Origin of the sequence: Bartonella sp. OT172YNZD (assembly GCF_042193725.1) — a bacterium.
In the GTDB taxonomy this organism is placed as follows: Bacteria; Pseudomonadota; Alphaproteobacteria; order Rhizobiales; family Rhizobiaceae; genus Bartonella; species Bartonella grahamii_A.
Genome location: NZ_JBHILZ010000009.1, coordinates 39,553 through 54,906 on the forward strand (window position 1 = coordinate 39,553; position 15,354 = coordinate 54,906).

The following is a 15,354-nucleotide window of genomic DNA, read 5'->3' on the forward strand; positions in this document are numbered from 1 at the left end:
TGCATGAAAGCCCAAAGTTCAGTAGGACTCCTCTCATTTCAAAACTTCTTATATTGAAGCAATTCAAATCATTTTCTTGTGTATCACAAGGAAGGGTGTGATTGCGGGGCTTATTAAAAAGTGTGATAAGTTGCAATGTGAGGGGAGGATAATCTCTGTGTAGTGAAGGAGATTGCTCTTAGCGTTTTGAAAATATGTTAAGTTTCGTAGAAAAAGGCGGGGAATATATGGAAATTGATGAAAGTATAGAATGGCTTTTACGTTCTCAAAACCTAACAATACCGCAGGCAGCGTTATTGATAGCGGGCTTGAATCCACTCATATGTAAATTTACCAACGCACTCAGACCTGAAGACAGTGATATTCACGAAGTAGGGAATCAAGTACCGCTCGCTAAAATTGCTTTGTTCCGAGCTGTTTATAGTGACATAGTAAGAGAAGCAAAAGAGGGAAAATTAAGGGTAGAATGGTACTATTGTGATTTGTGGGGGAAGCGTTTGCACGAGAATCCTATTGTTGAATATTCTGTTGTTCCCTTAGATGATTTGAGGAAATGGCTTTTATTGTGTGGTAAGAGACCTAAAGTTTTTTTCCCTGAGGATGCTGCTGCTGAGACTAAGGACCAAAAATATGCGTTTCAAGATCCAACGCATCCACGTTATGCTCCAAAGCTTGCAGCTATTTGTTGCGGCATGGGAAGCGGTGAGTGAGGCTTGAGGGTGGTAAAACTGTTAAAGGAACGCTTATAAAGTGGCTTAGTGACAATGCCATTCAGTACAAGTTGGTGGATGATCGTAATTTACCAAGAGAGAAGCTCATTGAGGAATTAGCGGCTGTTGCGAATTGGGAACCTACCGGAGGGGCTCCTAAGACACCTGCCGATTAATTTTATCAAAAGAAAAAAAATAAAAAGATCACTAAAATTGTGCTGCTTTTTTTGATAATTTTGAAGGTAATTTCTTTTTCTGGGGGAGATTTTTACTTTTCTTCCCTAGATTATAAGTAATTGTTTTTCAATGAAAATAATTTTTATATTGTTCCAATGACTGGTCAGACGGGGAAAAAATAGATGTTGTTGGGCCGTAAAATTTACCCTGTAGTTTTCGTAACTTACCTCTCTATTTTTGTTTGGTTTTTTTGGGCATTTTGCAATCCGTTGTCAATTTAAGGAGAGCAATATGCGTAAAAGTGTGAAAATTTTTCGGGGAAATGTACGGATATTTGGCAATGTGCTGCGGATGAGGTGGTACATAAATCGTTTAGAATAGGCGTATTATCGTGTTGGTTAAAGTTTGAATGATCGCTGTTATTCAAATAGTCGAGGTTGAGCGTTGTTACAGCTTTGCATTTAGATGGATTTTTTTAGCGTGTAACGAATTGTTTTTGTGCTGTGATTGTAGGGGCAGGTTTAAGGGTAGGAGTGCATAAATGAGAGAGAGATTATCATATCAAACAGTGTTCAATTTATCGCATTGCATTGTTATGAATATAGCTGATCAAATTTTATTTATCATGTAGAGTGGGGAAAAGTTAACAATATTAATTGAATATAAAAAAACATAAACTGTAATTTGAATTACAGTTTATGTTATTAAATATTAAATAAGCTTACTGTTTAAACTGTATTTAAGTGAAACGTTGTTTAAACGAGCATCCACGCATTGCCCGCAAAAGCATCAAATGCTTTTTCACCCGGTGTACGATAGGGAGGCCGCTTTTTAGAAAACAACCATGAAAAATACGCAATAAGACCCCAAAGTGCTGGTGCAAGTCCCATCATAAATCCTACCTTTACAACACCTTTTTTAAAATCTTGTTCAGTGCTTTGTGTTGAAATATGATCCATAACCATATCAAGAGCTTTAACAACTTTATTTTCTTTTGACACTGTAGAAGCAAAACTAGAATCTTGAGAATGACTATTCAAATAATAAGCATTAGCTTCCAAAACTTGTGAAAAGAAAAAGGCTATTGTAACAATATATAACGCAATTTTTTGAAATATTTTCATTATAATGATCCAAATTTAAAAGATTTAATCAAAAAAGGTTTTTCATTACACCTTCTAAACAAAATACAAAAAGCACCGTGGCATCCCATGATGCATAATTACATTATGTATTTAAGGTGTTGTTAATACAAAGTGTTCAATTACACATTTTGTATTATACTTAGGTGATTCCCATAGTTTATTGATTCTGTCAACTTTTTAATTTTGGTTTTTAACTTAAATTATAAGCTGTAATTTTTTTGTTAATCTAGAAATAAATTTAAATTATATTATTGTTTTTATTATATTTATTTTATCATCTGTTTTGGTAAGTCGTAAACGCAATTCTATATTATTAACGGAGATATTTTAAATGTACAAAATGTTTTTTAAATAAACAAAATGTAGTTTTATTGTGGTGTAAATGACATATGTTCTGTATGAACTTTTCAAATTTCATAGCATTTTATAAAAATGCTATGGATTATTGATGCAATTTTTAAGATATATTGCGGTGTGAAGTAATCGTTTTTTGTTATATCATAAAAACACTATTTTGCGGTATGGTGATGTAAGTTCTGTGTTTAGCGTTATCTTTATCAATCGGTTATCATATGGTAAGTAAACTAATATTATTCAGATTATATAAGCATTATTAGCTCTCTTTACAGAAACAGATGCGTTCAAAGATGAATGAAGTATTCTGTGTAGTCTTAAAGCGTTTGAATCATTAAATGCTCTTTACTATTTTTTCTTTTCAAAAATGCTGGCTTTTTCATCCGCTTCATTCGCATTGAGGGACGTAAATAAACAAGTTGTGAGGTCGAATATCTTTTGGTAAATTGAGCGATTGAACATTTCAATAGCGTGAAGAACAAGAGATTATTTGTTATGCCAAATTATGAAAATGTTTTTTCAATCTTGGAAAGATATTCTCATTGCGGCAAATCATATAAAGCTTAAGCAACGGCAGCACGATTTTTTGTGCAATGAAATGATAAGTATGTACAATATCTCGGTAATCTCCATGGGAAACTTTACCGGATCAACAGTACGGATATTGTTTTCTGCTTATCCCAAATCGCAGATATTTCAAAACAATAACGGTGGAGGAGGGATATTGGATATGTTCTAGGGAAGGTTGCAAAAATGGCTAAAAAGTTTTCAAAAAATACCAAAGATAACGAAATGAGCGGTTTCCCACTCCTTCGTTCCTATCTTCCCTTACAGGGAAGCGGCTACCATTACTGATGCCGTGTATGGTGATATAGATACACTTATTTTTCTCAAAAGTCAATACTGTAAATGCGGTAAATATTTGAGCATCAGAGCTACAACTTTATGAAAATCTTCGCAGGATAACCTTGGAACGGTACGTGAGCAACTTAAACGACTTACAGAAACTGTTGTGACATAATTTCAGATAATCCATGCTTTTTTATTCTCTATGGGAGATTGTATTGGATACGCGCAGCGGGATTATTGGGTTGTGATTTCGTTGAAAAAGGTAAAACTGTCACATTTCCATATAATTTTGCATTCTTAGAAAGCACTAAAACAGGCCGCTTTTTCCAAAATTCAGGGAGTATCGAATCATGAGGAAAATCGCACCAAAAAACTTGTCTGATGCGTGGGGCCGATTTGATTCGTGGTTTTATATGAGGTGGTTTTTCGTAAGGCGCATTTAAATCTCTTTCTTTTATATGCTCGCGCCATGCATTATGATCATGTTCCATCATAACACATGGTTCTTCAAGTTTGGTTATATCTAAGGAAATAGGTGATAGGGTAGAAGGCTCTGTGTTCTTATCTTCAGCCATAGCAGACCATTTATATTTATTGGTCCCCTCACTTATTATTTTACGGCTTTTCTATCACGAGTTTTTATCAAAATGTTGCTTATAAGTACAGAGAGGTGAAACCATAAAATGGATGTATCTGCTTATTTTTGTCTTTTGAGTACAACGCTAGAGGAGGGATGTTGGTGACTCGTTGGTGTTGGTGGGTTGGTTTGGCGGTGGGTGGTTTTGGGTGGGGATTGGTGACTGGAGGGTTGTTGGTGGAAAGCGATTGGAGAGAACGAGTGCACGCGGTTTCGTTTCTATTTTATGGTTAGAGTTTTTTATGGACTGAAAGGAGCCCTTTTGAAGCAATATAGAGGCTTATAAGGCTGAAAAATAGGCTTGAGACGACATTCCAACCGGCAAATGAAAGAAAAAGAAAGCGTGCGGATGCTTCAGAACAAGAAGGAGGATGAATGTTGTTTAATTGGCTGAGCAGCTGGTTAATGTCTGAGGTTTTTCTGACTGCGCTTAAACCACAACTGAGGGGAGCTGTCCAAAAGCCATATTCAACACCCGCATGATAAACGGCTAAAACAAGGCTGATGCACATTAAGACAAAAACACACAAAAATAAAAGTTGTATCCAAGCAGTTATGCGAAAAAAACATGCTCCAAAACCTGCTAAGAGCAAAAATGGTATGGCACCATAATAGGGAAAACGCTCTATGAGACATAAATCGCAAGGAAGATATCCTCCGAAATATTCAAAACCAAGGGCAATCCCTATTGTGGCAGACAAGCAAAAAGCGAGAAAAAAAGCCCATAAACTTTGTTCTTTTCTGCTGGGTTCAACATGAAGGTGTTTGTGTAAAAGTGGGTGAGAAGACAAAACGCATGCCATTAAGTCTGTTCCTTATAAAAGCTTCTTGTCTAAAAAAGCTATGAAAATCCCATAAATTAAAAGAAGACTAACACAACCAATGAGAATAATCCATTTGAAATGCTGTACTAGAAAATTCATTGCTTTTTGCCCAAAATGTTTAATCAGCCACGCGAGAAGATAAAAACGAGCGCCTCTAGAAAAAATACAAATAAGAATGAAAAGGTCAAGACGTACACTCATTACACCGGCCAAAATTGTGACAATCTTGATGGGGGGAAGATGAAAAAAACCTGATGTTATCAGTAAAATGATTAGAAATTGCAGGGTTGCACTATTTTTCAGAGATTCAAAACTTTCAACCTTACCGTAAAGTTCTAAAATAGGTTTGGCAAGGATATCATAGGCAAAATGTCCGATAAACCAACCGGCAATGCCACCCAAAACAGAACAGATAGTCGCCATCAAAGCATAGCGATAAGCCCGCTTTTGATGGATAAGCAGCATCGGAATATATAAAACATCTATGGGAATTGGAAAAACAGAACTTTCTATAAAGGCAATGAAACCAAGCCAGTGTGGTGCTGTACGCCGATTTGCTAAAGAAATCGTCCAAAGCTTTAATTTGTTCAATATCATGAGGCTTTTTATAAATTTAAGAGGTAAAGACTTTACAAATGAGATTGCTATAAGTCCGGTAGAGAAATCCAATAAAGAAAATATTCCATAAAACAGATAAGAAAATGATATGAATTCTTAAAAAATGAGAAGTCTGCTGTTGACGAATCTATTCTTCTTCATATAGTGCAAAGGAATAATCGACAAGTCTGTCTTTTATAGCAATGTGCGGGTGTGGTGGAACTGGTAGACGCGCCAGACTCAAAATCTGGTTCCGAGAGGAGTGTCGGTTCGAGTCCGACCACCCGCACCATTTCATAAATATTTTCCTTTATTCTGTTATGGCGCATCACGTTGATTTATAAAACATGTGCGATTTATAAAACATTGATTTATAAACAGTGGGCACTGTTTTGCATGTTGAATGAAAAACCTCAAATACCATAAGATTTTTTCATTTCAAGTTTGTTTATAGTAAATTAACCAAAATCATGTCTCTTGTACGGTACAAGCTGGATAAGTTCGTGTGGAATGAAATTTTACAAAAAATGAATAAAAAAGCCTCTTATGAATCGTTTCAAGGGCATCATTGGGGGTAAAATGATGATGGATGGTGCCAACTTGTACTTGTATGAAGTGTAAAGATGGTGCTCTATAGATTTTATATTTTTGTGGGCGCTGTCGCAAAATGGGCTTGAGGGTTTTGGAAGATGTTTCTTTAAAACACGCATGTGAATTGGCAATCCAAGTGTCTTGGATTTGAGTGTGTTTGGTTTGGAGCGCTGTCGTATGACATGAAGGGCGTGATCCCAAAAAATACGTGAGAAACGAAAATATGAGGCAATGCGTAATCTCTACTCTTTAAAAGATAGTGCTTTAGAGGCTTTTGAAAGTTGTAAAGCCGAAGTAAAAGGAATTGGTAAGGTTGGAAATTGGTTTTTTGCCTTGACAACTTCATGTTCTCCTCAAATGAAGCTGTCTCCTCGTTACAGAAATTACATAAACAGAGAACCGCAATATCCTCTCTCCACTCTGGCATACAATAGCTGTCATACACTGTCATTTGAAATGTGGTAATATAGGGTTTGTAAACTTCCTTGAAACGTTACAGTATTTTTTCAGTATGTGTTGGATATTCTCTAAGTGTGTTTGTCTTGCTTTAGGTTGGGCATTCCATGAGGAGGCACCCAGAGGAGCCCGCCCAAGAGTCGTTGTATTTTTACAAACGGACATGGTTTTTAGAAATGGGTTTTTAGAATCTTTAGCCTTCAAGAGTGGGGAGGCAAGTCAACATCATCCTATAAAACTGCAATTGATACACAATATCTATATTTCTTTTAAAGAAATATCTCTTAATAACTGCTCTCCTTTATTTTACGATGGCGCTCAGTGCTATAATGGTAAAGCTTTTATATTCTAAAATGCATTACATGAAAGGGTGAGAGGATAGGAGCTTGCTTTAAAAGAGGGAGAGACTGGATTGTTTTGTGACTATTTGTTTACAGTTTAGTATTGGTTTTTAGAATCTACGTCTTTTTAGGAGATAGGGGCATAAAAAAACCCTGTTTAAAACAGGGTTTTAATAGTTCGATTTTTCTATAAAACTTAGAATTTATAAGCGATACCAAAGCGAACATCATGCGTTTGAGAAGAGATTTTAAGGTTATCCTTTGCAAATTTCTTTTTAAAAAAATCTGAATAACGATATTCTGTACGCATGATGATATTATCTGTCATTGCAAGATCAAAACCACCACCAACAGTGTAACCAAACAGTGTTTTTGTTTTATCTAACACATTGCCAGAAGCAAAAACTGTCGAATCTTCTTGCGATTTTGATAAAAGTGACATGATATATTGCATTTGTGTATAGGCTATACCCCCTGCAATATAAGGCATAAGACGATGGGAAGCAAAACCAATACGCGCACGCGCAGCACCAGACCATTTTTCTTTCAGTGTTACACTGCTGACAACAATGTCACCATAGTTGGGTATCGTTTCATCTTGAGCTGCAGGCTTTATGATAGGAATCCCAGCGTCTTTAAAGGCAATGTTAATAGAGTCTAATTCATTTAGAATTTTCTTTCCATTGTCTGTTTGGGTGCTTTTCTTCCCAGACCAGACTATGTCCGTATCAAAACCGAAAACAAGGTTCTCTCCCAGATCAATATTAGAACCTGCATACAAACCTGCTCTCAATCCTGATGGTTTCGGTGATAAATTTCTATCAACCCAAGCCCATTTTCCATCCCTGGCTTCTTGTGCGTAATCTAGAGTATTTTTACTGGAAAAATATCCAATTTGTCCTCCAAAATAAAAACCAGACCAAGAAAAAGGTGCAGAAACAGTAACCGGTGTGATACGTGACGATGAATCATTTTGCAATGAAACCTTCGGTTTTGATTGCTCAAAGATTACTGTATCTGCTGCTTGTGCTGTTGAAGCGGTAATGAAAGGGAAAATAGATAGTGAAATTAAATATTTTGTTTTCATAAAAAATGTTTTCATAAAAAGCGTCCCCAATTTATTTCGGATACAAAGCGTATTGTATATAAATTGGTTAAAGAAATCTATAGTTAATATCATTATGAAAAAAATACTCAAAAAAATCTATAATTACCCAGATTTAAGCGTTTTTAAAACTTGTTTTCATGCTATTATCCCGCGTTGGTATTATTTTTAGGATTTTTAATATCCTCTTTACAGTGTTCTCTGTGTTTTAGAAAAAATATAGTATAGTAAATAAGCTTTTTATTTGCTTAAAGTATTATCCATTATGATTGATATCATTGTGCTTGATGTTCAATTGGTGGTAAACAATGCATATTGGCACTATCATATTCTTTGCTCGTTTCTGATAGTGCGTAGCTTTGTATTGCGATAGCCTTTGGAGCACTTGAGAGGATGAGCGACTTTATTTCTTTTTTATCTATATGCCACTTTTGCTTATGACAATCCAAGCGAATAGTTTTGATTGATTGATTGAATGGAATAGGAAGAATAAGAAGGAGCAAAGTGCGCGAATCTAATGTTTTATGAGGTTTCTCATGCACTATGTAAAACGATAAACTCTATCCGTTCGTCTAAGCCGGAACGTGGATGAGAGCCTAAAAAATGAATGTCTTTGGAATTTTAAAGTGATTAGCGCGTATACTCAGGTTTTTGTGGAAATGGGTGAGGGCGCTATGATGGGCAAATGCCTCAAATTTCTTGCGAGCTGTCAAGGATATCTCCGTCAGAGAGCTGATTGTTTCAGCAAAAGCCAAAACCTTTCGGTGCATTGAGTTCTGTTCCAATCGCTGTTCCTCTATTGAGCACTCTCATCTTCACGCTTCATAAAAGAGATATTTCTCAATGCTCCTCCCAAACCCATTTCATGACGGTGGCTCGTGAATGGTATAACGATAAATTTATTGAGCATCCCCATCTTTACGCTTCATAAAGGAGCAAGCCGGCACCATCATTATATTAGCTAGCTCGTGGGTGTTGAGACAGCTCTCTCCACAATGTTGTGACAGCTCTTGGCACTTGAGGCGGTTCATTAGAGGCGTTTTTAGTCCTTTCTTATACAATTTCTATCCACACATTCATCCTGCCACACATTCACCTCGCTTGTGATGTGCAAGTAAGTGATCTTGACTGATTCAAAATGGGATAGATTTAAAAGGAAAAAATCTTACGGCATTCAGGATTCTCATTCAATATGAATAACGCTAGATTATCATTATAAATAAACACATTATCTCATTGAGACAAGAGCATAAATATGACCAGAGCCTAAAATGAACGCTGTGGGTAATCGTTATTGGCCATCATCGGGGCGTTTACACCCCGATCTTTTGACAGAAAGATTTGTTTTAAGACGTTTGCATCTTTTTAGTGGGTTGTTCATTGGGGAGAAATCATCTTTTTGGGATCAACTAATCGGTCATAATCTTCTACAGAAACGCCTGCTTTTAATGCTTCGGTGCGCAAAGTTGTATCATTTTTATGTGCTGCTTTGGCAATTTCAGCAGCTTTTTCGTAGCCAATTTCTGGTGCAAGAGCTGTGACTAACATGAGTGAACGCTCCATGAGCGAGTGAATATGAACGCGATTGGCCCGTAATCCTTGAATGCAATGCATATCAAAAGAGCGCATGCAATCACCAAGAAGGGTAATTGATTGTAAAACGTTATAGCCAATAACAGGTTTATAAACGTTGAGTTCAAAATGTCCTTGGCTGGCGGCAAAGGTTACACTGGTGTGATTGCCAAAAACTTGGCATGCGACCATGGTTAAGGCTTCACATTGCGTGGGGTTGACTTTGCCAGGCATAATAGAAGATCCGGGTTCATTTTCAGGAAGACTGAGTTCCCCTAAACCTGAACGTGGTCCTGAGCCTAAAAACCGAATGTCATTGGCAAATTTAAACAGATCAGCAGCTAAGGCATTCAAGCTCCCGTGGAAATGCGCAAGGGCTCCATGATGGGCGAGTGCTTCAAATTTATTGCTGGCAGTTTGGAACGTTATTCCTGTGAGAGAGCTTACTGTTTGTGCAAAAGCAATGTCAAAACCTTTTGGCGCATTGAGTCCTGTGCCAACAGCTGTGCCACCTTGAGCAAGCATTTGGACATCGGTTAGAGCATTTTCAATGCGCTGAAGATTGGCTTCTAATGCGGCACGATAGCCTGAAAATTCCTGCCCTAAGGTTAAAGGCGTTGCATCTTGGGTATGGGTGCGGCCGATTTTAATGATGTCTGCAAATTCTTGCTCTTTTTGTTTTAATGTAGCAATAAGAGCTTCAAGGATTGGCAGTAAGTGTTGGCGTGTTTGCAACGTGGTGGCAATGTGAAGCGCTGTGGGAAAGGAATCGTTTGATGATTGACTCATATTGACATGGTCATTGGGATGAACTGGTTTTTTGCTTCCAAGTTTTCCTCCCAAAATCTTACTAGCACGATTAGCAATGACTTCATTGACATTCATATTGCTTTGTGTGCCAGAACCTGTTTGCCAGACGGAGAGTGGAAAATGCGTATCAAAATCGCCGGCAAGCACCTCATCGGCGGCGGCAATAATTGCCTTTCCAATATGTTCTTGTAACTTTCCTTTGTCCATATTTACAACAGCTGCAGCTTTTTTGATAAGGACTAAGGCATAGATGATGGCAAGGGGCTGTTTTTCACTGCCAATATTAAAATTATGCAGAGAACGTTCAGTTTGTGCGCCCCAATAACGATCTTGACGTACCGAAATCGTTCCAAAGCTATCCGTTTCCTGACGTGTTTCAACCATGATAAGATCCTTTTTTGTTCACGGGTTCTTAAAAAAGCTAAATAACGCGAAAGTGTAATAAGAGGCAAGACTTTGAAGCTTCATTTAGAAAAATTATTTTATAGCCATTCTTGACATTGGGAGATGCCGATTTTATATCTAGCTCATCCTAGCACTCGTAGCTTGAGAGTGCTAGTTAAACTTAAAGATTAATGCAATTATGTTCAGTTTTAAGGATTTAAAACATGGCTAATATCCAATTCCGCCCACTTCACGACCGTGTCGTTGTTCGTCGGGTTGAATCTGAAAATAAAACGGCTGGTGGGATTATCATCCCTGATACAGCAAAAGAAAAACCTCAAGAAGGCGAAGTGATTGCTGTTGGCAATGGCGCTCTCGATGATAACGGAAAGCGTGTGCCTTTAGAAGTCAAAACAGGAGACCGTATCCTCTTTGGAAAATGGTCTGGAACTGAAGTCAAGATTAATGGGGAAGACCTTTTAATCATGAAAGAATCTGACATTATGGGAATTATGGGCTAATTGAAGCGCTTAATTTTTCATTGTGTACTATTTTGAGAAAACTCCAAGGAGAAATTAAATGGCTGCTAAAGAAGTCAAATTTGGCCGTGAAGCGCGTGAGCGTTTGTTGCGCGGTGTCGACATCCTTGCTAATGCTGTTAAGGTGACACTCGGCCCTAAAGGTCGCAATGTGGTGATTGATAAATCATTCGGTGCGCCTCGCATCACAAAAGATGGTGTATCCGTTGCAAAAGAAATCGAACTGGAAGACAAGTTCGAAAATATGGGTGCGCAAATGTTGCGCGAAGTTGCTTCTAAAACCAATGATATCGCTGGTGATGGAACAACAACAGCTACTGTTCTAGGACAAGCTATTGTGCAAGAAGGTGTTAAAGCTGTTGCTGCGGGTATGAACCCAATGGATCTTAAACGCGGGATTGATGCTGCTGTGGATGAGGTGGTGGCAAACCTCTTCAAAAAAGCAAAAAAAATCCAAACTTCAGCAGAAATTGCACAAGTAGGAACAATTTCTGCTAATGGCGCTGCTGAAATCGGTAAAATGATCGCTGATGCTATGGAAAAAGTGGGCAATGAAGGCGTCATTACTGTGGAAGAAGCTAAAACTGCTGAAACGGAATTAGAAGTCGTTGAAGGAATGCAATTTGACCGTGGCTATCTTTCCCCTTATTTTGTCACAAATGCTGAGAAAATGGTCGCTGATCTTGATGATCCTTACATTCTCATTCACGAAAAAAAGCTGTCTAATTTGCAATCCTTACTTCCTGTGCTTGAAGCTGTTGTGCAATCTGGAAAACCGCTTCTCATTATCGCTGAAGATGTGGAAGGTGAAGCTTTGGCAACGCTCGTGGTCAACAAGTTGCGTGGTGGTTTGAAAATTGCTGCTGTAAAAGCACCTGGATTTGGTGATCGTCGTAAAGCAATGCTTGAAGATATCGCAATCTTGACATCCGGACAGGTTATTTCTGAAGATGTGGGTATTAAACTTGAAAATGTCACTTTGGATATGCTTGGACGTGCAAAGAAAGTGAATATTTCTAAAGAAAACACCACCATTATTGATGGTGCTGGACAAAAGTCTGAAATTACTGCTCGCGTCAATCAAATCAAGGCTCAGATTGAAGAAACAACTTCTGACTATGACCGTGAGAAACTGCAAGAAAGACTTGCTAAACTCGCTGGTGGTGTTGCTGTTATCCGTGTGGGTGGTGCAACAGAAGTTGAAGTGAAAGAAAAGAAAGACCGTGTTGATGATGCTTTGAATGCAACACGTGCTGCTGTTGAAGAAGGTATTGTTGCTGGTGGTGGTACCGCATTGTTGCGTGCAGCAAATGCGTTGACCGTTAAGGGAAGTAATCCTGACCAAGAAGCTGGTATTCATATCGTTCGCCGTGCTCTCCAAGCGCCAGCACGTCAAATCGCAACCAATGCCGGTGAAGAAGCCGCGATTATTGTGGGCAAAGTGCTGGAAAATAATGCTGACACTTATGGTTACAATACCGCAACCGGTGAGTTCGGTGATTTGATTTCTTTGGGAATTGTTGATCCAGTGAAAGTTGTGCGTTCTGCTCTCCAGAATGCGGCTTCAATTGCTAGCCTTCTGATTACAACGGAAGCAATGGTTGCTGAAGTTCCAAAGAAAGATACGCCAATGCCTCCAATGCCTGGTGGCGGAATGGGTGGAATGGGCGGAATGGATTTCTAAGCTCTTTTCCATAGAGATAATGAAAAAACGGGCATTCTGTGCCCGTTTTTTTTAATGCTTTTTTACGTTTCGTACAGTTCTTCCTTTTATGACAGTTATCTTATAGCATTTTTTTATTTTTCATTGATTGATGGTAACGCCATTGTGTGAATAGATCTCTCTCTTTATTCATGACTTTTTCTCTTGCATTTATGAGATGTTTTTATTGTGCGGGGATTGTGGTTTCCTTTGAAAATATTTTATTGATAAAAATAAAACTTTTTGATTTATAGTCATTTCTTCCTTATACAGTTCTATTTTTTCATTTCAAGTTTATGCATGCACCATTAAAAAATCCTGTATTTGTGCTTTAGAAGTGCGAATGGTTTTTATGAACCAACGCAAGAGTTAGTTCCCATTGAAAGTTGAAGAGAGAAAGTTGGACAGAGCATGTTGGGTCTTGTTTGTTTTTTTATGAATAAGATGCTGGTGTTTAAGCTTTTGTGTGAAAAAAAATTCAGGGTTTGCTCTGTTAAAGGGTTTTTGTAACTGGGACAAGCCTATCTCTGTTTGGTTAATCTCTGCCATAGGAAAGACAGCTTCATTGAGGAAGGATGTAAAGGCATATAATCACTCGTCTTGCCATCCTCTTTTTGCTTTATGACTTATAGTAATATCTTATTAAATAATGAAGATGATGCCTCAAACTTTTGTTGCTTGCGTGTCTTTTTGGTTGAAATCCCGTCATTATGTAACACTTTTACAAAACCAATGTTTATTAGTGATTTGTGTTATTTATTACCCTTAGCTCTATTATGAGTTTTGCATAACATTTCACAATTAGCCTTGTCGGTTGCCCCCCCTTTACTCCAAGAGGTCACATGGTCTGCATCCATGTCGGCAATTTTCCAAATTTTATTTTTATTGCCATTGTCACTGATTGCACATAGCGGGCAGTTTGAAATCTCATTCACTTCGGCATTGGCGGTTTGTTTGGCATAGGTTGATTTTTTGGTAGCTTCATCAAATACTCTTACATACCACTTAGCACATATTCAAAAATTCCTTTACGGTCTTTGACATAAGGGTCTGCATATAGGTTTTTTTACTTGCTCACTAATGGTTTGCGGATTGTAAGGCTTGGATTTGTAGGTTTCATATAGTCGTCCCCATTCGATCCCCTGCATTTCTTTCTCAGCAGTAGAAAAAATCTCTGATACCCAGTCAATTACGGTATTAAAATAGGTTTTTAGTTTGCTAATGTTGTCATCATGACGGTGACGGCTCATGTAGTCGCCTACATTGTTACGGCTGACCCATTCAAGGGCGGTGGCTAAAAAGTCTTGGCATAAAGCTGACCCTTGCACATAACTCGCCTATTTGTTAATATTGGCGTTTTGACTGTTGCTAAATTCGGCTTTTGCTAGGGTTACAAATTTGCCTGAGTAACAGCATTTAATAATTCTTGTTCATTGAGTGGTACGCCTGCAATGTTGATGGTTTTAAACCAGTTTTTAATTTCGATTTCCTCGCCGTCACACACATATACTAAAAGATTGGTTTTATTAATCAAATCTTGCTGTTCAGGCGGTAGTGAGTTGAAATATTGCGGGGTCTTATTGTTATCCATGATAGCAAATTTATTGGTAACAAATCGCCCGATACTGGTAATGCGTTGCTGTCCGTCTAAAACCTCATAGATACCATCCCCTGTTTGGTTAAAATACAACAAACCCAATGAGTAACCCTTTAGAATAGACTCAGTAACGGCAACATCATGTTTACCATCAGCATAGCTATAATTGCGTTGGTATTCAGGTTAAATGGTAAGTTTGCCTGATAAACCAAATAAGCCTTTGCTTTCAAATTCGTTGTAGGTGAATCCATGACAGATATCGGCAATGGTATAGGTCTTAAGCGTGGTTTTCATAAATTATTCTTATTTCCCGTTAGATGCTTCATCAGCGACAACATTTAACATTAGTTGAATTATAGAAATACAATAAAGGGCATTTTTAATTTTCGATATTTTGCGGTGCTAGACTTATTGAAATTATTTGACTGCATAGAGCCATAATATGACATCGTGTCATCAAGCATCATTTCTTTGGTAGCCCCACCGACAAAATAGACAACCAAATCTCGTTTCAAAAATAAATTATCATCGAAATACTGTTCATTTAAAAACTTAACTGTAGTAGCACTATAATCTATACCGCCTTTATTATTTTTAACGAACTGCCCGTTACTGTAATCAATAATAAAAAGAAAACGCAAATAGAAATCTTTATCCATTTCTATAGTTTTAACATGGTTAGTATAAGTACCTAATATATCAAAATCTTTTATTATAGCCTCTGCTATCGGCTTAAATGGAAAAGAGGAGCGTATCTCTAGTGTTTTTATGGCTTGATGTTCAATGTCTGATTGGTCTTTCCATCTTTTGATAATCTTTATATCAACTTGATTGATAGAATTATTTGAACTATCTATTTGTATAGAAACATTTTTACTTGTATTGTAGTAATTAAGCATAGTAAAGCATAACTGCTCAATGATAAGACCACATAAGCCTTTTAACTGAATTTCTCTTAAATTTA

General features: G+C 37.5%; 14 protein-coding genes, 1 tRNA gene and 3 pseudogenes. 6 read left to right on the forward strand and 12 right to left on the reverse strand.

Features of this window, described 5'->3' with window-relative positions:
• The first annotated feature begins 227 nt into the window (after positions 1–227).
• The gene (locus ACFIJS_RS05315) at positions 228–710 is read left to right on the forward strand and encodes a hypothetical protein (RefSeq protein ID WP_375650484.1); all 483 of its coding nucleotides are present in this window, start codon (positions 228–230) and stop codon (positions 708–710) included.
• Positions 707–886: a hypothetical protein gene (locus ACFIJS_RS05320; protein WP_375650485.1), complete on the forward strand. Its 180-nt coding sequence runs from the start codon at positions 707–709 to the stop codon at positions 884–886. Before ACFIJS_RS05315 ends, ACFIJS_RS05320 begins: the two co-directional genes overlap by 4 nt.
• A 756-nt stretch (positions 887–1,642) precedes the next feature.
• Here ACFIJS_RS05320 and ACFIJS_RS05325 read toward each other — a convergent pair.
• Together ACFIJS_RS05325 and ACFIJS_RS05330 are read right to left on the reverse strand one after the other, a co-directional pair.
• Complete coding sequence (locus ACFIJS_RS05325) at positions 1,643–2,011, reverse strand: hypothetical protein (RefSeq protein WP_375650487.1); 369 nt, start codon at positions 2,009–2,011, stop codon at positions 1,643–1,645.
• A 1,272-nt stretch (positions 2,012–3,283) separates the two neighbouring features.
• Positions 3,284–3,810 (reverse strand): annotated as a pseudogene (locus ACFIJS_RS05330) (type II toxin-antitoxin system PemK/MazF family toxin).
• 164 nt (positions 3,811–3,974) lie between these two features.
• Here ACFIJS_RS05330 and ACFIJS_RS05335 point away from each other — a divergent pair.
• Positions 3,975–4,106, forward strand: coding sequence for a hypothetical protein (locus ACFIJS_RS05335; RefSeq protein ID WP_375617911.1), 132 nt, complete (start codon positions 3,975–3,977; stop codon positions 4,104–4,106).
• Here ACFIJS_RS05335 and ACFIJS_RS05340 read toward each other — a convergent pair.
• Entirely contained in the window at positions 4,103–4,675 is a 573-nt protein-coding gene (locus ACFIJS_RS05340) for a disulfide bond formation protein B (RefSeq protein WP_375650488.1), read from the reverse strand. The two genes, ACFIJS_RS05335 and ACFIJS_RS05340, sit on opposite strands and share 4 nt — an antisense overlap.
• 12 nt (positions 4,676–4,687) lie before the next feature.
• Complete coding sequence (locus ACFIJS_RS05345; protein WP_375650489.1) at positions 4,688–5,293, reverse strand: YqaA family protein; 606 nt, start codon at positions 5,291–5,293, stop codon at positions 4,688–4,690.
• Between the two features lie 207 nt (positions 5,294–5,500).
• Here ACFIJS_RS05345 and ACFIJS_RS05350 point away from each other — a divergent pair.
• A tRNA-Leu gene (locus ACFIJS_RS05350) sits at positions 5,501–5,585 on the forward strand.
• 1,292 nt (positions 5,586–6,877) lie between these two features.
• On the opposite strand, the gene ACFIJS_RS05355 is transcribed toward ACFIJS_RS05350, so the two are convergent.
• From ACFIJS_RS05355 to fumC, 4 genes and pseudogenes are all read right to left on the reverse strand, one after another.
• Positions 6,878–7,768: an outer membrane protein gene (locus tag ACFIJS_RS05355; protein ID WP_375650555.1), complete on the reverse strand. Its 891-nt coding sequence runs from the start codon at positions 7,766–7,768 to the stop codon at positions 6,878–6,880.
• A 293-nt stretch (positions 7,769–8,061) separates the two neighbouring features.
• Positions 8,062–8,328 (reverse strand): hypothetical protein, encoded by a 267-nt coding sequence (locus ACFIJS_RS05360; protein ID WP_375650491.1) that lies wholly within the window; start codon positions 8,326–8,328, stop codon positions 8,062–8,064.
• A 25-nt stretch (positions 8,329–8,353) separates the two neighbouring features.
• Positions 8,354–8,581: pseudogene (locus ACFIJS_RS05365) on the reverse strand (lyase family protein); the annotation flags it as partial.
• A gap of 582 nt (positions 8,582–9,163) precedes the next feature.
• Positions 9,164–10,552 carry a class II fumarate hydratase gene (gene fumC, locus ACFIJS_RS05370; protein ID WP_375650492.1) on the reverse strand — a complete coding sequence of 463 codons (1,389 nt, stop codon included), beginning with the start codon at positions 10,550–10,552 and terminating at the stop codon, positions 9,164–9,166.
• Between the two features lie 224 nt (positions 10,553–10,776).
• Here fumC and groES point away from each other — a divergent pair, with 224 nt between their 5' ends.
• Positions 10,777–11,073, forward strand: coding sequence for a co-chaperone GroES (gene groES, locus ACFIJS_RS05375; protein ID WP_005774667.1), 297 nt, complete (start codon positions 10,777–10,779; stop codon positions 11,071–11,073).
• A 58-nt stretch (positions 11,074–11,131) separates the two neighbouring features.
• Positions 11,132–12,775 carry a chaperonin GroEL gene (gene groL, locus ACFIJS_RS05380; protein ID WP_375623201.1) on the forward strand — a complete coding sequence of 548 codons (1,644 nt, stop codon included), beginning with the start codon at positions 11,132–11,134 and terminating at the stop codon, positions 12,773–12,775.
• A gap of 770 nt (positions 12,776–13,545) precedes the next feature.
• Here the strand turns inward: groL and ACFIJS_RS05385 are convergent.
• From ACFIJS_RS05385 to ACFIJS_RS05400, 4 genes and pseudogenes are all read right to left on the reverse strand, one after another.
• Positions 13,546–13,728 (reverse strand): HNH endonuclease, encoded by a 183-nt coding sequence (locus ACFIJS_RS05385; protein WP_375650493.1) that lies wholly within the window; start codon positions 13,726–13,728, stop codon positions 13,546–13,548.
• Between the two features lie 93 nt (positions 13,729–13,821).
• Positions 13,822–14,121, reverse strand: a complete 300-nt coding sequence (locus ACFIJS_RS05390) for a hypothetical protein (RefSeq protein WP_375650494.1) — start codon at positions 14,119–14,121, stop codon at positions 13,822–13,824.
• 62 nt (positions 14,122–14,183) lie between these two features.
• Positions 14,184–14,561: pseudogene (locus ACFIJS_RS05395) on the reverse strand (DUF262 domain-containing protein); the annotation flags it as partial.
• Positions 14,562–14,743: 182 nt separating this feature from the next.
• Positions 14,744–15,289: a hypothetical protein gene (locus ACFIJS_RS05400; protein WP_375650496.1), complete on the reverse strand. Its 546-nt coding sequence runs from the start codon at positions 15,287–15,289 to the stop codon at positions 14,744–14,746.
• Between the last annotated feature and the right edge of the window lie 65 nt (positions 15,290–15,354).